Source organism: Providencia sp. PROV236, from assembly GCF_033676985.1.
Classification (GTDB): Bacteria; Pseudomonadota; Gammaproteobacteria; order Enterobacterales; family Enterobacteriaceae; genus Providencia; species Providencia manganoxydans.
Window position 1 is genome coordinate 2,575,267 of sequence record NZ_CP096297.1, and the last position, 19,633, is coordinate 2,594,899.

Sequence of the window (19,633 nt, forward strand, 5' to 3'; positions counted from 1 at the left end):
TTTGCTTATGAAACAGCGAGATACAGTCAGCAAATAAATTAACAATTTAAGGAAAAAATGTTGATAGGATTAAGGCGAAAACGAGTGGAGAAACCATCTCTTCCACTCATTGGATAGTTATTGTAATTGTGCTGCGCGCGTAAGGATTGTGCGGATCATCGCGTTTAAACCTTGAGTCCGCGAGGGAGTTAAATGCTGCTCTAGCGCAAGCTGAGAGAAAAAAGCTTTAACATCCACAGCTAAAATTTGCTCTGCAGTTTTACCCTGAAAAAGAATAATTACGATTGCAACTAGCCCTTTTACAATTGCCGCATCACTATCACCCGCAAAAATAATCTGCCCATCGGCTTGTTTTTGCATATCAATCCAAACTTGGCTTTGACAACCCGCAATCAGATTACTATCACTACGCTGTTGTTCTGTTAAAGCAGTTAAACGTCCACCTAACTCTATCATATACAGATAACGTTCTTCCCAGTCCTGACAACGTGAGAAATTGCGCAGTAATTTATGTTCATCGGGCAAAGCTGGCATACTACTTTCCTTATTTAATCTAAGTTCTAAGGTTACATTGATTGTTGATGACAACGATCATTCAGCCCATAAACAAAAAGCCAATTTATTATTGGCTTTTCAGTCAATGATGACAAAAACAATCAAGCTATAGCACTTAGCCTAACAATTTTTTAATCCGTTGTAATGCATTGAATAAAGAATCTATCTCTTCTTTTGTTGTATAGATCCCAACAGAAGCACGACACATTGCTGGAACTTTATACCGTTCCATCAATGGTAATGCACAGTGATGACCTGTACGTATTGCAATACCATATTGATCTAAAAATGAGCCGACATCATAAGCATGATGCTCACCCAAATTGAAAGCAAGTACTCCTTCCCGCTGCTCATTGCCATATAAAACTAATGAAGGAACTTCTTTCAATTTTTGCGATGCATAGGACATAATCGACTTTTCATAAGCAAATGCCACAGTTCTTCCCAAAGTATTGAGATAATCAAAAGCAGCGCCTAAGCCAATAATCGCACTGACGTTTGGGGTTCCTGCTTCAAAGCGCCATGGCGCATCTGCATAAGTGATCCCTTTTTTTAGGCTAACATTGCGGATCATAGCTCCGCCGCCTTCCCATGGCGGCATGTCATCTAATAGCAATTTTTTACCGTAAAGTACACCAATTCCTGTTGGACCATACAGTTTGTGCCCAGAAAAGGTATAAAAATCACAATCTAAATCTTGTACATCAACAACACTGTGCATCGCACCTTGCGCACCATCAACTAATACGTGAAGCTGAGCCCCACAAGAGGCTGCAAATGAGCGAGCCTGCGTTATGATCGCTTTAACTGGGTTAACAGTGCCTAGAACATTAGAGATGTGAGTAAAACTCAGTAAACGGGTCTTGGCATCAATTAATGCTTCAAGCTCAGCAAGTTCCAGTTCACCATTATCGGAAACAGGAAGCACACGAATTTCACAGCCAATAGTTTCAGCTAACATATACCATGGCACAATATTCGCATGATGCTCCATCTCAGTAATGATGATGTTGTCACCCTGACTAATGAACTTGCGACCAAAGGTATTCGCAACCAAATTAATCGCTTCTGTAGTGCCTTTGACAAAGACAATTTCTTCGGCAGACGAAGCGTTGATAAAATCAGCCGCTTTTTGACGAACTTCTTCCATCATACTTGTCGCTTGGGCACTTAAGGTATGAATACCCCGATGTACCGCAGCATAATGGTGCAACGTAAACTCGCTCTCTTTTTCAACCACTTGAAGAGGCTTCTGTGCGCTAGCTGCACTATCAAGATAAACCAACGGGTGATTATTGATATTTTGAGACAAGGCAGGAAAATCCTGCCTTACTGCTGCTACGTTGTATGTCATTTGCGTATTAAACCTCTGCTAAGCGTCGACGTATATTCGCCATAACCGCTTGTTTGAGTTCATCTGAACCAATTGATTCGGTTAACTCAGCAGCAAATGCGATAATAATCATATGTTTTGCAGCTTTGCCGTCGATCCCTCTTGAACGTAGGTAGAACAACTGTTCATCATCGATACGTCCCACTGTTGCACCATGGCCACATTTTACATCGTCAGCATAGATTTCTAACTGAGGTTTGGTGTCAACTTCAGCTTGCTCTCCAAGTAATAAGGTATGATTCCCCATCTGACCATCAGTTTTTAAGGCGCTCGGTGCGACTTTAATCATGCCGTTAAATACCGCTTTACTGCTATCCATTGCAATGACTTTATGTAATTGTCGGCTTTCACAATGGCTTGCGTTATGTTCAAGATAAGTGCGCGTATCCACAATTTCGTTATCTTTCGGCAATAATAAGCTATTCAGTGATAAATTAGCATTTTCCCCTGTCAGCTGAGCACTAGTATGATGACGCGTTAGTGCCCCACCCAGTAAAAAGCTGCTGCTAAGCACTTGGCTATCACGACCAACTACAATGTCATTGTGAGCAAAATGCTGTGAACGATGGTTCTCATTGTTCAGTTTAAAATGCTGATATTGCGCATTATCACCGACTTCAACGGTCAAACGGCTACCTGTCAGGTGAGCACAGTCATTTGTGCTGACAAAGTGCTCAATAACTTGAGCCTGACTATTTGCACCTAGCGCAATATGATAACGATATTGGCTCGTATTGACCTCTGTGCCTTCATTTCCACTGGAAATATTCAGAAGATAAAGAGGCTTCTGTGCCACTTGATTGGCGGCAAGGTGGATCACAATCGGTTGCTGTGCAAGACTTTCAGTTAAGTGTAAGAAGATCTCGCTATTCACTGCATCAGGCAAAAGATCTTGATTATCTAACAAAGCAACTTGGAATGGCCCCATATCAATTGAGCTCAACGCTGAACTATAACGACCATCAATCATGACAATTCGATAAGCGTCTATTGATAGTGCTAATGCCTCACACGCTTGCTCATTAATAGATTGCTCAGCAAAGTGATATTGGGTTTTTAATACCGTATGCAAAGGGGTGTAGTGCCAGTCCTCATGACGAAACGGTGGTAAACCAACTTGTTTAGCCTTTTCCCAATGTGCTGCTGCATGATGCGATTTAGCACCTGCACGTTGTTCGAAAAGTGTTGCAAAACGCGCCATGGCTTGCTCATTTAAAGCAGCGACTTGACCACGTTTACCTGCTCTCTCACTGTTGGTCAATAAGCCAGCCATAACCTTGCTCCTCCAGTTTTTTCGCCAAGCTGAAATCACCTGATTTGATGATTTTCCCCTGATATAACACGTGAACAAAATCAGGTTTGACGTAATCTAGAATGCGCTGGTAGTGCGTCACGATAATAAATGAACGTTCTGGAGAGCGCAGTGAATTGACACCATTTGCAACAGTTTTCAATGCATCGATATCTAAACCTGAGTCGGTTTCATCTAAAATGCATAGCTGTGGCTCTAAGGCCGCCATTTGCAAAATATCATTACGTTTCTTTTCACCACCCGAGAAACCAACGTTTACTGAGCGTGTTAGCAGATCTTCAGGCATTTCCAATAATTGAATTTTATCTTCAATAAAATCTTGGAAGTCAAAGCGGTCTAATGCTTCTTGCTGACGGTATTCACGAACCGCGTTTACCGCAGTTTGCAGGAAAAATTGGTTACTGACACCAGGGATTTCTACTGGGTATTGGAAAGCAAGGAAAACCCCTTCACCAGCGCGTTCTTCAGGATCAAGCTCTAGCAGATCTTTACCTTTGAAGGTCACTTCACCACTGTCGATTTCATACTCTTCACGACCCGCAAGGGTTGCAGATAACGTACTTTTACCCGAACCATTTGGCCCCATAATGGCGTGAACCTCACCCGGTTTCACTTCCAATGATAAGCCTTTTAATATTTCATTACCTTCAACACTTACATGTAAATTTTTAACACTTAACATATCAACATGCCTTTAGCGCTTTTGCGCATAAACTCTTATTGTGATCAACCCACGCTATGCTCTAGGCTGATTGCCAGCAATTTCTGTGCTTCCACTGCAAACTCTAACGGGAGCTCTGAGAAAACATCTTTACAGAAACCATTTACGATCATGGATATAGCATCATCCTCACTAATTCCACGTTGTAAGCAATAAAACAATTGATCTTCACCAATACGAGAGGTGGTTGCCTCATGTTCTAGTTGAGCAGTATTGTTTTTGACTTCAACATAAGGGAATGTGTGAGCGCCGCATTGAGTACCAATCAACATCGAGTCACATTGGGTGAAGTTACGTGCATTATGTGCACTTGGTAATATCTTCACTAAACCACGATAGCTGTTTTGGCTCTTGCCCGCAGAGATACCTTTAGAAATAATCGTTGAACGGGTATTTTTCCCGATATGGATCATCTTAGTCCCTGTATCGGCTTGCTGGTTACCATTAGTCAACGCAACAGAGAAAAACTCACCCACTGAGTTATCACCTTTCAAGATAACACTCGGGTATTTCCATGTAATAGCAGAACCGGTTTCTGACTGTGTCCACGACATTTTGGAGTTTTCACCTTCACATAATGCACGTTTGGTCACAAAGTTCAGGATCCCTCCCGTATCACTGTCACCACCTGAGAACCAGTTTTGTACTGTGGAATATTTGACTTCAGCATCTTTATGAATAATGACTTCAACAACCGCAGCATGCAGCTGATAACTATCACGGACAGGCGCAGAACAGCCTTCAATATAACTCACGTAGCTGCCTTCATCGGCAACTAGAATGGTCCGCTCAAATTGCCCTGTTTTTGCTGCATTAATTCGGAAGTAAGTCGATAATTCCATTGGGCAACGCACCCCTTTCGGGATATAAACAAAGGTACCATCTGAAGCAACTGCTGCGTTTAAGGCCGCAAAGAAGTTATCGTGACTGGAAACAACCGTACCAAGGTATTTTTGCACTAACTCAGGATACTCTTGGATTGCTTCACTGAATGAACAGAAAATAATGCCATGCTTAGCAAGATCTTCACGATAAGTGGTGGATACTGACACGGAGTCAAAAATTGCATCAACCGCAACTTTTGCGCCTTCACGGACAGGAACCCCCAGCTGGTTGAAAGCATCTTCAACTTCAGCGGTAAGATAATTATTGGTTTCAGTGACGCCAGTTGCCTGTGTCGCACCTGATTGCGAACCACAAGTATCATCACATGAACCACAAGAAGGTGCTGAGTAGTAGCTATATTCTTGATAATCTAAATTTGGATAATGGGCTTTTAACCAGTGTGGCTCTTCCATTCCTTTCCAGTGATGATATGCATCAAGGCGGAATTTTAGCATCCACTCAGGTTCATTTCGTTTCGCAGAAATCGCTCGGACCACGTCTTCGTTGATCCCTTTAGCCATTTCATCTGTGGCGACATTCGTAAAGAAACCTTCTTTATATCGCTGGTCATCTAGCCAGCTTTGAACTTCATCGCCAATTTCTACATTGCTCTGAGACATAATCTGACTTCACATGTTAAACGCCGAAGCTTTCACCACACCCACAGGCATGTTGGGCTTTCGGGTTATTAAATTTAAAGATGCGATTTAGCCCTTCTTGGACATAATCAACAACGGTACCATCAATAAATGGCATTGCTTGTTTCGGCACATAAAGGCGTGCCCCATCGTGTTCAAAGAGTAAATGATCATCTGTTGGGTTTTTGATCATTTCAAAAACATAACCAAAACCAGCACAGCCCGACTGTTTAACCCCTAGCGAAAGCCCTTTAGTATCAGGATTCTGCTCCATCAATTTTTTAATTTGTTTCGCTGCGCTATCAGTCAGATTGACACCTTGCCAATTGGTTTCATCAATAGAAAACGTTTCTACATTGTCATTCACTTTTGCAGTCATTTTGACCCCACAATTTTCATGGCTTTTCAGCCAGTTATCAGGAGATTAACTCCGTTTGTCCTATGGTAACGATAACCCTTGTCACTTCAACCATTTGTTTTGAGAGGTTATACCTATTTTAGCTCATTTTTCACCCATTCGTAGTCTATTAACTCAGCAAAAACAGTAAAAATGAGTGCTAACCTATTAAATATAAACAGTTAAATTATTTTACATTTTTTTTAATTTTGTGTACTAAGAGATACATAAAAATCGCACAAAATAATAAAGATACATTTATTATACAACTTAAATAATAAACCTAATATTGAAATTATGCTGAAAAAGTTGAAAGAGCCTCAAGTCTAACTAACTTGAGGCTAAAAGCGACTAATCAGAAAGGACCGCGGTAGTTAAACGAGAAGTGCAACACAATTGATCTTTTTCATTAAAAATATCAATGCTCCATACTTGTTGACGGCGCCCTAAATGAATAGGTTTGCAAACACCTTTCACCAGCCCTTCTCTTGCCGAACGAATATGATTGGCATTAATCTCTAACCCCACTACGCGTTGTTCCCCTTCACTGCACAGATAACCTGCAATAGAACCTAATGATTCGGCCAGTACCACAGAAGCCCCACCATGTAACAAACCAAATGGCTGTTTAGTGCGATTATCAACAGGCATAGTCCCTTCAATATAATCGTCACCATAACATGTGATTTCAATGCCTAAATGACCTAACATGCAATCTTTTGCCATTGCTGACATCTGCTCAAGCGTAAATTTACGTTTCCAAATCATCCGATTATCTCCAGCAAAGCTTGTATTGGGTGTTTTATTTGTATATTTTCCATCCGTTTCACTTGGCTACGACATGAGTATCCCGTGCTTAAACAACGCGCTTTTGGCAAATTATCCATCGCAGGTTTCCACGACAAATTATAGATGCCTTTTGAATTTTTGAGATTAGCCACTTCATGGCCATAAGTTCCCGCCATTCCACAACAACCTACACTGATATTTTTTAACTCTTGTCCGTAACGCTTAAACAAATTAACCCACTGTGCGCCACTATTTGGTAGAGCGGTTGTTTCAGTGCAGTGAGCAAAGAAATACCATGGATCTGACGTCAAGGTAGCCATTTGTTGAGGTTCAGGCAATGTGCTCAACCATTCATGAGCTAGTTGTACAGTAAAACGGCAGTGTTGCTGACCTAATATTTCATGATATTCATCGCGATAGCATAGAACCAAAGCAGGATCGACCCCTACCATCGGTAACTGAAGTTTAGCCACTCGATTCAGGAAATCTGCCGTTTTCTGTGCGGTTTTAGCAAAACGAGCAAGAAAACCTTTAATATGTTGTGCTTTACCATTTGGTGAAAATGGCAGTAAAACAGGGTTAAAACCCAATTTTTCAATCAATTTAACAAAATCAGCTACCACTTTTGCATCGTAATAACTGGTAAATGGATCTTGAACCACCAGCACATATTTTTCTCGCTGGGAAGGTGACATTGTTTCTAATTGCTCTAGTGTTACCGTGATTGCCGCATGTCCTGATAATTCTTGTTTTAGCGTAGGCTGAGAAAATAACGGTAAATCCACCATACCGATAGTCTGTTCACTCAGTTTTTGCACCCACGGCTGGCGTAAGAAAAAGTTAAATACACCGGGAGCTTTTGATAGCATCGGTGCAGTCGCTTCAACCCCTGCAACAATATGATCACGAACAGGTCTTAAATAACGACCATGGTAGAGCGCTAAGAATTTTGACCTAAATGAAGGCACATCAATTTTAATTGGGCACTGGGTTGAACATGCTTTGCAGGCTAAACAACCCGACATGGCCGCTTTGACCTCATGAGAAAAATCGTAATCCCCTTTTTGGGCACGCCATGTATTACGTGTTTTATCAATCAAGCCACGCAATGATGGACGATTTTCTTTAATCCCCTGTTCTAAGCTCTCAGGGGTGACACCTTGCTCAGAAAGTAAACGCAACCATTCACGGACTAACGTTGCCCGACCTTTTGGTGAATGGATACGTTGGCCACTGATTTTCATTGATGGGCACATCGGGCTTTTCACATCAAAGTTAAAACAGAGGCCATTGCCATTACAATCCATCGCCCCACGAAACTGTTGACGAACTTGCACTGGTATTTGTCTATCGTAGGTTCCACGTTTTACCGCATCGACTTGTTTCATAGGCGCATCGATACCCGCTGGAGGACAAATTTTCCCGGGGTTAAGACGGTTATCCGGATCAAAAGCGGCTTTTATATTACGCAGTTCTGCATACAATACTTCCCCAAAAAACTCAGGGCTGTATTGTGCTCTAAAGCCTTTTCCGTGCTCTCCCCACAGTAGGCCACCATATTTCGCCGTTAATGCCACAATGTCATCTGAAATTTGTTTCATTAATATTTCTTGTTGCGGATCGCACATATCTAATGCAGGGCGTACATGTAAAACCCCCGCATCCACATGCCCAAACATGCCATAATTCAGTTTATGGTGATCCAGTAAGGCGCGAAACTCGACGATATAGTCCGCTAAATGCTCTGGTGGCACACAGGTATCTTCAACAAATGGGATAGGCTTGGCTGCCCCCTTGCTATTACCTAGCAGACCAACGGCCTTTTTACGCATATTGTAGATACGGTTAATATCTTCCAAGTCACCACAAACCTGATAGCCAATAACCCCTGCTTGCTGACTAGCCATCAACTCATCTAAGCGCTGACAGAGGCTTTCCGTTAAACTATTAATCTCATTTTCATCATCACCACTAAACTCAACGATATTGAGACCTAGCATCTCTTTATTAGGGATATCGGTGATCAGTGATTTAACTGAATGCCAAACGATATCTTCACGAGCAAGGTTAAGTACCTTCGAATCAACGGTTTCAACGGATAACGCTTTAGCTTGCACCATAAACGGTGCGTTACGCAAAGCAGATTCAAATGAATCGTATTTGACATTCACCAGACGACGCACTTTAGGTAATGGCGTGATATCAAGGGTTGCTTCCGTAATAAAGGCGAGAGAGCCTTCAGAACCGGTTAAGATACGAGTCAGATCGAATTCACTAAGGTCGTCATTAAAGACATGGCGTAAATCATAACCCGTTAAAAAGCGGTTAAGTTTTGGAAATTTCTCTTCAATCAGAGGGCGTTGTTCTAAACAACGCTCTAAGACGGTTTTATAAATACGTCCAGTCACCGAGTCTTCTGACGCAATCGATTGGGCGAGTGCAATAGGCATAGCGCGTGTATCAATGCACTCTCCTCCCAATAATACGGCTTTTACCCCAAGAACATGATCCGAGGTTTTTCCATAAACTAAAGAACCTTGTCCAGAAGCATCCGTATTAATCATACCGCCCAAGGTCGCACGGTTACTGGTGGAAAGCTCTGGAGAGAAAAAATAACCATAAGGTTTAAGGAATTGGTTCAGCTGATCTTTGATCACACCGGCTTCAACCTTTACCCAACCTTGCTCAGGGTTTATTTCTAAAATACGATTCATATAACGTGACATATCAACCACTATCCCTTCGGTTAGCGATTGACCATTCGTCCCCGTTCCCCCGCCTCTCGGTGTGAACGTTAATTCACGAAACTTTGCGAGCCCTGCAACGCGGGTAATTATTTGCACATCAGCACTAGAACGTGGAAACACAACAGCCTGTGGTAGTAGCTGATAAATACTATTGTCTGTTGCCATTGATAAACGCTCTGCATAGCTAATACCATTATCACCGGTAAAGCCTTGCTCTTGCAGCTGTTGCAGGAATTCAATGACAAGTTTACTTAAATGAGGTGCTTCAGTTATACGCGGGATCATTATTAACGATGACTCTTGTTGTTTATACTCGTGATACTTCAAGATGCAACACCTTTCATTTAGGGATGGTGACGACGCTCCGTCACGCCGCTTTATAGGCTCTAGTGACTCGTGCACTTGTCGTCTAGCTGCACCTCAAAATATTTAGAGTATAGTGTTCGCATTACTCGTTATGTACTATCTTTATTTTAAGTAGCACAATAGTGCTTTATTGGTTGATAGGGCTTCCCCTGTACAACCTGTAGTCTTTAAGTTAAAGAGAATACAATCGCTGATGACATTGTCAGTGAAGAACCATATCACAATATTGTTTTTTTTTGATCGCGAAAAAAAATTACGTTATTTTCACCTGAAAAAACGGCTCACTTGCAGTGTTTTTATTTGTTAAGGATTAGTCATTGATGGAAAAATCGCAAAAAAGGCTCGACTTACCCAAGTTGATCTTCGGATTTGCCTCAATCATTTTAATGATTGCCGCATGCTTTTGGGTATTGAACCCTTTTATTCTTGGATTTGTTTGGGCAGGTATGATGGTCATCGCTACATGGCCCCTCCTTTTACGAATAGAAGCAAGACTCTGGAACAAACGTTGGCTTGCCGCCTTAATCATGGTTTCTTTAATATTGCTGCTGTTCGTCATTCCTTTAGGGATCTTGATTGGCAGCATCATTCAAAATAGTGCACCTCTTATTGATTTAGCTAAATCACCCAACAGCCTACGTTTTCCAGATTTAGAATGGTTAAATACACTGCCATTCGTGGGTGAAAAAATTTATTACGCTTGGCACAGCTTAGTCGCCAGTGGTGGTAACGCCTTATTAGCTAAAGTTCAGCCATACTTTGGTCAAGCAGCAGGATGGTTTATTGCTCAAGCTATCAATGCGGGGCGTTTTATGTTCCATCTCATGCTGATGTTATTATTCAGTGGCTTACTATATCTGAAAGGTGAATCTGTCATGTTAGGTATTCGCCATTTTGCGGTACGCTTAGCTGGAATTCGCGGCGATGCTGCGGTTGTCTTAGCCGCTCAATCTATCCGAGCAGTTGCTCTGGGTGTCGTTGTCACGGCATTAATCCAAGCTATCGTCGGCGGGATTGGCTTGGCACTCTCAGGCATTAGCTATGCGGCGATTTTAACTGTCTTACTTTTTATTTGCTGCGTCGCTCAGCTTGGCCCTTTACTGGTCATGGTGCCTTCAGTGATTTGGTTGTTTTGGACTGGCGATACCACATGGGCAATTATTTTAGCGATTTGGGCTGCGGTCGTCGCTACCATGGATGGGGTGTTACGCCCTTGGTTAATTAAAATGGGGGCTGACTTGCCGATGGTATTAATACTTGTTGGGGTTATTGGCGGTATTCTTTCATTCGGTATGATTGGTTTGTTTATCGGCCCTGTCGTACTTGCCGTTTCATATAGTTTATTAAAAGCATGGATGAATGAAGTTGCAGTACCCAATGAAAACCTTGATGAAACAGAAAAGTTTCTTCACGACGAATTTATGAGTAAGAAATAATTTAGCTTTAAATTCACCAACAGTGCACAACAATTTAAGTGCACTGTTGGATTAATTATTATCCCCATTAATATTTAGAAACAATATTTAACAGACTAATGTTAGTTTTCAATCATATTTGTGATATTATCTTTTTCGTCGAAACGAATTCTCTTTATGATACAGCTACTAACAATTATATTGAGAGTCTTCTTAATGAAGATTAATTTTAATTAAATTATCATTAATATAATAAATTACGTTTCACTCAATACGGATCTCAAAGCCATGCTTATTTAAGCTAAAGCGTGGCTGTCTCAATCGAATTGCTGTGTGTAGTCTTTGCCTGTCAGCCCATGATAGGCTTTTTTTTTATCTTGACCTTCCAACATGAATATTATTCACTTTAACAAGGCTGTTACCTTGTAAATCATCATATTGTGTACTCACGCTATTTACTCCGATTTGGAGTAAATAAAACTATTTTATAATCCTTTATATATCTATTTATATAACACAATTAAATTTAACTCAAAACGATTAACACTAATGGATCGGTTCATTAACTTTTTAGTTTAAGCTATGTGAGTAAATACTTATTCATTATTATGCATACAGCATTACTTATATTACTTGTATGAACATATTTGATAGTTTATATAAATATCAGTAATTGATATATTCTATTTGATTAATAAAAAAAGCCGGCAATATTATTACCGGCTTTTTTGAGACACTAGTCTTAAATAATAGATTAACTTCTTGTTAATCAGCTAATGTTAGCCAAGTTTTAACAACAGTATCTGGGTTAAGTGAAAGGCTATCAATTCCTTCTTCAACCAGCCATTGTGCAAAATCTTGGTGATCCGATGGGCCTTGACCACAAATACCAACATATTTGTTTTGGCGTTTGGCCGCTTTTATTGCCATCGATAGCATCGCTTTTACTGCATCATTACGCTCATCAAACAACTCAGAAACCACACCTGAGTCCCTATCTAAGCCTAATGTAAGCTGAGTCATATCATTTGAACCTATTGAGAAGCCATCAAAATGTTCAAGGAACTGGTCCGCCAACAATGCATTTGATGGAATTTCACACATCATAATGACTTTCAAGCCATTCTCACCACGTTTCAAATCATGTTTTGCTAATTCAGCAACCACAGCTTCAGCTTGAGCAACGGTACGAACGAATGGGATCATAACTTCAACGTTAGTAAGGCCCATATCATTACGCACACGTTTTACCGCTTCACACTCAAGTGCAAAACAATCACGGAAGCTATCTGAAACATAACGGCCCGCGCCACGGAAACCTAACATCGGGTTTTCTTCTTCTGGCTCATAAATATCACCACCAACAAGGTTGGCATATTCGTTAGATTTAAAGTCAGATAGACGGACGATAACGCGTTTAGGCCAAAATGCGGCTGCAAGAGTCGAAATGCCTTCCGTTAATTTGCCAATATAGAATTCAATCGGATCATCATAACCCGCCATCATGATACGAATTTCGCTTTGCAGCTCAGGTGTTTGAGCATCAAACTCGAGTAACGCTCTTGGGTGAACACCAATCATACGGTTGATGATAAATTCTAATCTCGCTAATCCAACGCCTTCGTTAGGTAAACAAGCAAAGTCAAAAGCACGGTCAGGGTTGCCGACGTTCATCATGATTTTGACATCAAGCTCAGGCATTTTATCGACAGCAGAGCTGTGAATTTCAAACTCAAGTTGACCATCATAAACAAAACCGGTATCACCTTCAGCGCAAGATACTGTGACTTGACTGCCTTCAGTTAAACGTTCTGTCGCATCACCACAACCAACAACAGCTGGGATCCCAAGCTCACGAGCAATAATTGCAGCATGACAAGTACGGCCACCACGATTGGTCACAATCGCAGCGGCCTTCTTCATGATTGGTTCCCAATCAGGATCGGTCATATCGGTCACCAGCACATCGCCTGGCTGAATACGATCCATTTCATTCAGATTATGGATCACTTTGACTTGCCCTGCGCCAATACGATGCCCAATAGCACGCCCTTCAACTAACACATTTCCTTGTTGTTTCAGTTGATAACGTTCCATGACTTGCTGATTAGAACGCACCGTTTCAGGACGAGCTTGAACGATATACAAACGCCCATTATGACCATCTTTAGCCCACTCAATATCCATTGGGCGGCCGTAGTGTTTCTCAATTTGCAAAGCTTGACGTGCAAGCTCTTCAACTTCATGATCCGCCAAAGAGAAACGATTGCGTAGCGCTTCTGGCACATCCTCAATTTGAACTTGTTTACCATGTTCTTGGCTATTTGCATAAACCATCTGCAATTTTTTTGAGCCAAGCGTACGGCGAACAATCGCAGGACGTTGATTAATTAATGTTGGTTTATGAACATAAAACTCATCAGGGTTAACAGCCCCTTGCACAACCATTTCACCAAGACCATAAGCCGAGGTAATAAAGACAACTTGGTCAAAACCTGATTCCGTGTCAATGGTAAACATGACACCGGAAGAGGCTAAATCAGAACGCACCATTCTTTGCACACCAGCGGACAATGCAACGCCACGGTGGTCATAACCTTGGTGAACACGGTAAGAAATTGCTCGATCATTAAACAACGAAGCAAATACGTGTTTAATCGCAACTAATACAGCATCAATACCTTGAACGTTCAAAAAGGTTTCTTGCTGCCCTGCAAATGATGCATCAGGCATATCCTCCGCGGTTGCAGAAGAACGAACAGCAAATGAAGCATCTTTTTCCCCTTCAGATAAGGTTTGGTACGCTTCACGAATATCGTTTTCTAACTGAGGTGTTAATGGTGTATCTATTACCCATTGACGGATCTGTTCACCCGCAGCCGCGAGCTGATTAACATCATCAATATCCGTTTCATCTAGCAGCGTATAAATGCGCTGATTAACGCCACTCTGCTCAAGAAAATCATTAAACGCCTGTGCAGTAGTTGCAAATCCGTTAGGTACGGATACACCAAGATCGGACAGGTTAGTAATCATTTCACCGAGCGAGGCGTTTTTACCGCCAACACGGTCAACATCATTCATCCCTAATTGGTTATACCAAAGTACATTACACGGAGTGAGGCCATTTGTGGACATTGAAAGCGATCCTTTATCTTTATCTAGCAATTTAGTGACAAGGTACAAACTCGTAAAAAATCTCATTGGCGATTATTCGCCTCACGAACTAGACTAGCACAGACAATATAGGAATATAGACAGGTGAATCGTTCCAACTAGCAAGAAAAAATTTTTGTTCTAAAAATTGTTCAAATATTGGCTATACTTTCCCCTATAAACTATTTTTTAAACTTTAATCAAATATAATATCTCTTTAAAACCGATAAAAAATACAACAAAAGACCAAATATATGAGTGAAATCACCGTAACTAATCGTAATAAAACCCTCGCAGAACGAACTGTTTTCTTTATTTCTGACGGAACGGCAATCACCGCCGAAACATTAGGGCATGCTGTATTGTCGCAATTTCCTTTAGCATTCACTTCATACACATTACCTTTTGTCACCACAGAAACACGTGCACAGGAAATAAAACACAAGATTGATACTATCTATCAAGAAACCCAAAACCGCCCTTTAGTGTTTTACTCGATTATTTCGCCATCAGTAAAAAAAATCATCACCGAAAGCGCGGGTTTTTGTCAGGACATCGTGCAAACCCTCGTTGCACCAATTCAGAAAGAAGTTGGCTTAGAGCCTGAACCCAAACTCAATCGAACGCATGGTTTATCCGTTCAGAATATGAACCAATATGATGCGCGTATTGCGGCGATTGAATACACATTAGCCCATGACGATGGTATTTCGTTACGTAACCTCGACCAAGCACAGGTTATTTTGATCGGCGTTTCACGTTGTGGTAAAACGCCAACCAGTCTCTATCTAGCCATGCAATTTGGCATTCAAGCGGCAAATTATCCTTTTACTGCTGATGATATGGATAACTTACAACTCCCTGCTGAATTGCGCCCTTATACGCATAAATTATTTGGTTTAACGATCAGTCCAGAGCGGCTTGCGGCAATTCGCGAAGAGCGTCGAGAGAACAGTCGTTATGCCTCATTACGTCAATGCCGCATTGAAATAGCCGAAGTAGAAGCATTGTTTAGGCAAAATAAAATTAATTACCTCAATACGACGAATTATTCCGTAGAAGAGATATCAGCAAAAGTTATCGACACAATGGGGTTACAGCGACGTATTTTTTAATAGGCGCGTTTTATACTCTAAATAATTCGAGATGTAGGTAGGCGACTCACTGAACGTAGTCACCCCCTACAGCTTGAAGTATGACGAGTATAGAAAAAATATTGCATTCAATCGCAGTTGTTGGTTGAATTTGAGCCATTTTCGTTTATTGTGATCTTAATCACTGATATGGCTCAGCCTATTAAAGTTTTGAGAAGAAATAATGCATAAAACTGATGAACTACGTACTCAGCGTGTTGATAGCTTAATAACGCCACAAACACTTGCTGACGAGTACCCTATTTCTGAAAAAGTCGCGGATAACGTGACAGCGTCACGTAAGCGGATTGAGAAAATATTATCGGGTGAAGACCCTCGCTTATTAGTCATTGTTGGTCCATGCTCAATTCATGACATTGATGCAGCTCTTGATTATGCGAATAGATTAAATGTGTTACGTGAACGTTATCAAGATCGCCTAGAAATCGTGATGCGTACCTATTTTGAAAAACCGCGTACCGTCGTGGGTTGGAAAGGCCTAATCTCCGATCCTAATTTAGATAATTCATGCCAAGTGAATACCGGTATTCGGCTTGCTCGTAAATTACTGATTGATGTTAACCAACTTGGTTTACCAACAGCCACTGAATTTCTCGATATGGTCACTGGGCAATACATTGCCGATTTGATCAGTTGGGGTGCAATTGGCGCTCGAACTACAGAAAGTCAAATCCACCGTGAAATGGCATCAGCACTCTCTTGTCCTGTCGGATTCAAAAATGGTACTGATGGCAATATCCGTATCGCAATTGATGCGATCCGTGCTGCGAAAGCTCAGCATATGTTTTTATCACCAGATAAAAGCGGCCAAATGACTATCTACCAAACCAGCGGTAACCCACATGGTCATATTATTATGCGTGGTGGTAAACAACCTAATTATGCGATTGGTGATATCGCCGCTGCCTGTGACAAACTCCGTGAGTTTGAGTTAGCAGAGCATTTAGTCATCGACTTTAGTCATGGAAATTGCCAGAAAATCCATCGCCGCCAGTTAGATGTTGCTAGAGACATTGCTGAGCAAATTAAAGGGGGTTCAACAGCAATTAGTGGCGTCATGGCTGAAAGTTTCTTGCTTGAAGGTACACAAAAAATTGTCTCTGGGCAGCCTCTTACCTATGGACAATCAATCACTGATCCATGCTTAGGATGGGATGATACTGAAGAACTACTCGATATCTTAGTTCAAGCTGTTGAAAGCCGTTTCAAGTGATTTAAATGATATCATTGGCTCTTTCTGGTTATCTTAGCCTGAAAGAGCCAGACCGCCCTACCTGCAACCTTATGATTCTCTTTCAATCATTCAATTCTAGTTATAAATCACTATTGCATTGTAGTTAATTTGTCATCCAAATGTAAAAACCTCTTGATGTTACCAATTAACTTAAAGATAATGATTCTCACTATTAGTTTTATTATCAATTGAGTTGAGTATGACGGATAACATCGCTAAACCACCTGTTGAAAATATCGTAAGCCCTACGGTACAACCTGTAAAAGTTGACGTTATAGATAGCCATCAGTTGCTAGGTCATGATGGTAAATTGGTCATTCAACATCGTGGCGAAATGTACCAATTAAGGGAAACCCGCGCCGGTAAATTAATTCTGACTAAATAGTTTTTATTTAAAAATTTAGACTCAAAATAATTCGAGTAGCAGATAGACGACAAACGAAGATAGTCGGGGAGCATAGATAACCACTGAGTCTCGTCGAGCGTAGTCTAGCCCTCTGCAACTTAAATTATCACGAGTATAATCACAGCAAGCCACCCAGATCACTATCAAGGCAGCCAGCTAAATTCACCACATAAGGAAAGGATTTCCTATGGAGTTTAAACTGATGTCTGCAACATCCATCACTTCTTTATATGGGCAAAAAATTGCCATGCCCACCCTTGTTACCGCTTTAGCACTAACTGGATTTAGTGCTTCGGCCTCGACAAAAGAAAAAGATGTGGTTGGTGACACCATACATGTCAAAACCCCCCCTTTTCAAAGGGAAAATATTGCCGTTGCAGAACAAGTTGATGTGATTGATGCCCAATCCCCTGAGTATCAATCAGCAACTTCGGCACTCGATTTACTCAAAGGCCAGGCGGGTATCTTTGTATCAGGTACCGGTGGAACTTATGGCCAAGAGATCCACATGCGTGGCTACGACTCACGAGGCGTCAAAGTCACAGTTGATAACATCACTCAAGATTTTTATTCGGGCCTATATGAAGCCACCTTTATTGATCCTTCATTGGTGAAAAAAGTCTATGTTCATAAAGGCGCATCATCTGTTGCACACGGTAGCGGCGCATTAGCGGGTGTTGTGGCAATGAAAACAGTTGATGCTTCCGACCTCTTAAAAAAGGGGCAAAATTTCGGTGGTCGTGTCTTCAGTGGCATCAATCGTAATGACCATAGCTACCTTGCGGGTGCCTCTTTATACGGGCGTACAAAGTCATTAGATACCCTGCTCAGCTATAGCCAACGCAAAAAATACTTGTTGGCACCCCCTGAAATATCGACAACGGATCATCACGAAAAAGTGCATAACTGGGCATTGAAAACCACATGGCATGCGCACCCTGCTTATACCATTGCACTGCAATTACGTGAATATCGTAATGATGGCAGCGGTTTAAAACAACCGACCGTTTTTGATACTGGCAATAAAAAGTTTAAGAATACCCCTCATGAGCGCTATAGCCATCAACGTGATCTTGCAATTAATCAGCATTTTTCGCCGCAAAACTCACGTCATTGGCAAGCAGATTGGGATCTGTACTATACCGATTTGTTTTTAGGGCAATTGGATTTAGTTAAACAAAAAACGGATAAGAAATATCAACGAGAAGAGCGTAATCAATACACTTACGGTAGCAAGTTTGCCCACCATTTTATGGTTCCCGTTGAAGGTTGGTTCAATAACCATATCGAAAATGGGATTGAATATTATCAGCAGCAGCAAACCCCGAATTTGCACGCTAATAGCTACCCACAGGCTCAGCTATCTAACCTTTCAGGTTGGATTAATAATGATATGACGCTACATCATTTACCTATCACTTTTTCTGCTGGTACCCGTTTTACCCGTTATGAGTCGTCACGCAAAGACGTTGCGACAAATAAAGATACCAATTGGTCATCCCGTTTTGCAGTGAGTGTGACACCAACAAATTGGTTAAACCTCTATTCGTCTTATTCGGAAGGCTATCGTGCACCACGCATGACCGAGTTATATAACAACTCAAATCATTTTAAGGCATTTATTTTTAGCTCAGATTTTAGACCTTCACCAGATCTCAAACCTGAAACCAATAAGACGCTTGAGGTTGGCTCTAAATTAAGCTTTGACGATGTGATGACTCAAGGAGATACCCTACAACTGGGTTCCACCTATTTTACGACTAAAGCTAAAAATTACATCGTTGCTGAAGGCCGTTATGAAAAAAAATATAATTTTAGGGAGGGAATATTCCAATGGTTCCCTCATGAAATTTTTTACGCCAATATCCCATCAGCATCCATTCATGGGCTTGATAGCTTTATTTCCTATAAAAATCATTGGTTCGACCTAAACATTAACTACAACCAAACAACAGGTACTGAAGATAATACGGGTCATTCACTTTCATCTATTCGCCCTGAAACTCTGTCTGTTCGCTTTAATGCACCGATTGCAACAACAGGTATCAATCTAGGCTGGATCGGTGAATTTGCGGCCAAAACCCAATTACAAGGCAGCGATAAATATAAATTACAACAACATAAATCTCAGCATGGCGTCGATCGTAAACATAGAGAAGTCATTCAGTACGCTGGTTATAGCCTGCACGACTTCTATGTTAACTATCAAGCTGATCAATTTATCAAAGGGTTAAGTACGACACTAACACTGAAGAATGCTTTTGATCGCCAATATGTTTCATCAATGGGTGTTCCTCAAGAGGGTCGTAATTTCTATTTCAATGTGAGTTATCAATGGTAACCATTTAATAATTATAAAATAAATAATACTCACCGGTTAGTTTTCCTACATGCGGGTTTAGGCAAAAACTTAAACTTGAAAACTGCGCTCTAAATAATTCGAGGTGCAGCTAGGCGACAAGTGA

Annotated in this window: 14 protein-coding genes and 1 other RNA gene; 6 read left to right on the forward strand and 9 right to left on the reverse strand. The window is 41.2% G+C overall.

The annotated features are described in order from the left end of the window. Positions 1 to 117 precede the first annotated feature (117 nt). From sufE to M1E96_RS11575, 8 genes are all read right to left on the reverse strand, one after another. Positions 118 to 534, reverse strand: a complete 417-nt coding sequence (gene sufE / locus M1E96_RS11540) for a cysteine desulfuration protein SufE (protein ID WP_070929759.1) — start codon at positions 532 to 534, stop codon at positions 118 to 120. Between the two features lie 136 nt (positions 535 to 670). Then, positions 671 to 1,909 (reverse strand): cysteine desulfurase SufS, encoded by a 1,239-nt coding sequence (gene sufS / locus M1E96_RS11545; RefSeq protein ID WP_272579709.1) that lies wholly within the window; start codon positions 1,907 to 1,909, stop codon positions 671 to 673. Between the two features lie 7 nt (positions 1,910 to 1,916). Then, the gene (gene sufD / locus M1E96_RS11550) at positions 1,917 to 3,221 is read right to left on the reverse strand and encodes a Fe-S cluster assembly protein SufD (RefSeq protein ID WP_070929761.1); all 1,305 of its coding nucleotides are present in this window, start codon (positions 3,219 to 3,221) and stop codon (positions 1,917 to 1,919) included. After that, positions 3,196 to 3,942 carry a Fe-S cluster assembly ATPase SufC gene (gene sufC, locus M1E96_RS11555; RefSeq protein WP_070929762.1) on the reverse strand — a complete coding sequence of 249 codons (747 nt, stop codon included), beginning with the start codon at positions 3,940 to 3,942 and terminating at the stop codon, positions 3,196 to 3,198. The genes sufD and sufC overlap by 26 nt, the downstream gene beginning before the upstream one ends. A 44-nt stretch (positions 3,943 to 3,986) precedes the next feature. Continuing rightward, entirely contained in the window at positions 3,987 to 5,486 is a 1,500-nt protein-coding gene (gene sufB / locus M1E96_RS11560) for a Fe-S cluster assembly protein SufB (RefSeq protein ID WP_070929763.1), read from the reverse strand. A gap of 16 nt (positions 5,487 to 5,502) precedes the next feature. Then, positions 5,503 to 5,883, reverse strand: coding sequence for a Fe-S cluster assembly scaffold SufA (gene sufA / locus M1E96_RS11565; protein ID WP_070929764.1), 381 nt, complete (start codon positions 5,881 to 5,883; stop codon positions 5,503 to 5,505). A gap of 369 nt (positions 5,884 to 6,252) precedes the next feature. Continuing rightward, a complete protein-coding gene (gene menI, locus M1E96_RS11570; protein WP_070929765.1) occupies positions 6,253 to 6,669 on the reverse strand; it encodes a 1,4-dihydroxy-2-naphthoyl-CoA hydrolase in 417 nt (138 codons plus the stop codon). Next, on the reverse strand, positions 6,666 to 9,722 hold the full coding sequence (locus M1E96_RS11575) for an FAD-binding and (Fe-S)-binding domain-containing protein (RefSeq protein ID WP_369427523.1): 3,057 nt from the start codon (positions 9,720 to 9,722) through the stop codon (positions 6,666 to 6,668). The genes menI and M1E96_RS11575 overlap by 4 nt, the downstream gene beginning before the upstream one ends. 401 nt (positions 9,723 to 10,123) lie before the next feature. Between M1E96_RS11575 and ydiK the strand changes: the two genes are divergently transcribed. Together ydiK and rprA are read left to right on the forward strand one after the other, a co-directional pair. After that, positions 10,124 to 11,239, forward strand: a complete 1,116-nt coding sequence (gene ydiK, locus M1E96_RS11580; RefSeq protein WP_272579707.1) for an AI-2E family transporter YdiK — start codon at positions 10,124 to 10,126, stop codon at positions 11,237 to 11,239. Between the two features lie 206 nt (positions 11,240 to 11,445). Beyond that, positions 11,446 to 11,593, forward strand: an RNA gene (rprA, locus tag M1E96_RS11585) — antisense sRNA RprA. Between the two features lie 390 nt (positions 11,594 to 11,983). On the opposite strand, the gene ppsA is transcribed toward rprA, so the two are convergent. Next, the gene (ppsA, locus tag M1E96_RS11590) at positions 11,984 to 14,356 is read right to left on the reverse strand and encodes a phosphoenolpyruvate synthase (RefSeq protein WP_319065863.1); all 2,373 of its coding nucleotides are present in this window, start codon (positions 14,354 to 14,356) and stop codon (positions 11,984 to 11,986) included. 272 nt (positions 14,357 to 14,628) lie between these two features. Here ppsA and M1E96_RS11595 point away from each other — a divergent pair, with 272 nt between their 5' ends. From M1E96_RS11595 to M1E96_RS11610, 4 genes are all read left to right on the forward strand, one after another. Continuing rightward, positions 14,629 to 15,489: a pyruvate, water dikinase regulatory protein gene (locus M1E96_RS11595; RefSeq protein WP_140179122.1), complete on the forward strand. Its 861-nt coding sequence runs from the start codon at positions 14,629 to 14,631 to the stop codon at positions 15,487 to 15,489. A gap of 202 nt (positions 15,490 to 15,691) precedes the next feature. After that, positions 15,692 to 16,741 carry a 3-deoxy-7-phosphoheptulonate synthase gene (locus M1E96_RS11600; RefSeq protein ID WP_272579705.1) on the forward strand — a complete coding sequence of 350 codons (1,050 nt, stop codon included), beginning with the start codon at positions 15,692 to 15,694 and terminating at the stop codon, positions 16,739 to 16,741. A gap of 220 nt (positions 16,742 to 16,961) precedes the next feature. Next, positions 16,962 to 17,147: a hemin uptake protein HemP gene (gene hemP, locus M1E96_RS11605; protein WP_070929770.1), complete on the forward strand. Its 186-nt coding sequence runs from the start codon at positions 16,962 to 16,964 to the stop codon at positions 17,145 to 17,147. A gap of 208 nt (positions 17,148 to 17,355) precedes the next feature. After that, entirely contained in the window at positions 17,356 to 19,509 is a 2,154-nt protein-coding gene (locus tag M1E96_RS11610; protein ID WP_369427017.1) for a TonB-dependent receptor, read from the forward strand. Positions 19,510 to 19,633 lie beyond the last annotated feature (124 nt).

What these genes read in the sequence shown, in the direction of transcription:
- sufE (WP_070929759.1), bottom strand. Translation starts at nt 534, where the DNA reads ATGCCAGCTTTGCCCGATGAACATAAATTACTGCGCAATTTCTCACGT.
- sufS (WP_272579709.1), bottom strand. Translation starts at nt 1,909, where the DNA reads ATGACATACAACGTAGCAGCAGTAAGGCAGGATTTTCCTGCCTTGTCT.
- sufD (WP_070929761.1), bottom strand. Translation starts at nt 3,221, where the DNA reads ATGGCTGGCTTATTGACCAACAGTGAGAGAGCAGGTAAACGTGGTCAA.
- sufC (WP_070929762.1), bottom strand. Translation starts at nt 3,942, where the DNA reads ATGTTAAGTGTTAAAAATTTACATGTAAGTGTTGAAGGTAATGAAATA.
- sufB (WP_070929763.1), bottom strand. Translation starts at nt 5,486, where the DNA reads ATGTCTCAGAGCAATGTAGAAATTGGCGATGAAGTTCAAAGCTGGCTA.
- sufA (WP_070929764.1), bottom strand. Translation starts at nt 5,883, where the DNA reads ATGACTGCAAAAGTGAATGACAATGTAGAAACGTTTTCTATTGATGAA.
- menI (WP_070929765.1), bottom strand. Translation starts at nt 6,669, where the DNA reads ATGATTTGGAAACGTAAATTTACGCTTGAGCAGATGTCAGCAATGGCA.
- M1E96_RS11575 (WP_369427523.1), bottom strand. Translation starts at nt 9,722, where the DNA reads ATGATCCCGCGTATAACTGAAGCACCTCATTTAAGTAAACTTGTCATT.
- ydiK (WP_272579707.1), top strand. Translation starts at nt 10,124, where the DNA reads ATGGAAAAATCGCAAAAAAGGCTCGACTTACCCAAGTTGATCTTCGGA.
- ppsA (WP_319065863.1), bottom strand. Translation starts at nt 14,356, where the DNA reads ATGTCCACAAATGGCCTCACTCCGTGTAATGTACTTTGGTATAACCAA.
- M1E96_RS11595 (WP_140179122.1), top strand. Translation starts at nt 14,629, where the DNA reads ATGAGTGAAATCACCGTAACTAATCGTAATAAAACCCTCGCAGAACGA.
- M1E96_RS11600 (WP_272579705.1), top strand. Translation starts at nt 15,692, where the DNA reads ATGCATAAAACTGATGAACTACGTACTCAGCGTGTTGATAGCTTAATA.
- hemP (WP_070929770.1), top strand. Translation starts at nt 16,962, where the DNA reads ATGACGGATAACATCGCTAAACCACCTGTTGAAAATATCGTAAGCCCT.
- M1E96_RS11610 (WP_369427017.1), top strand. Translation starts at nt 17,356, where the DNA reads ATGGAGTTTAAACTGATGTCTGCAACATCCATCACTTCTTTATATGGG.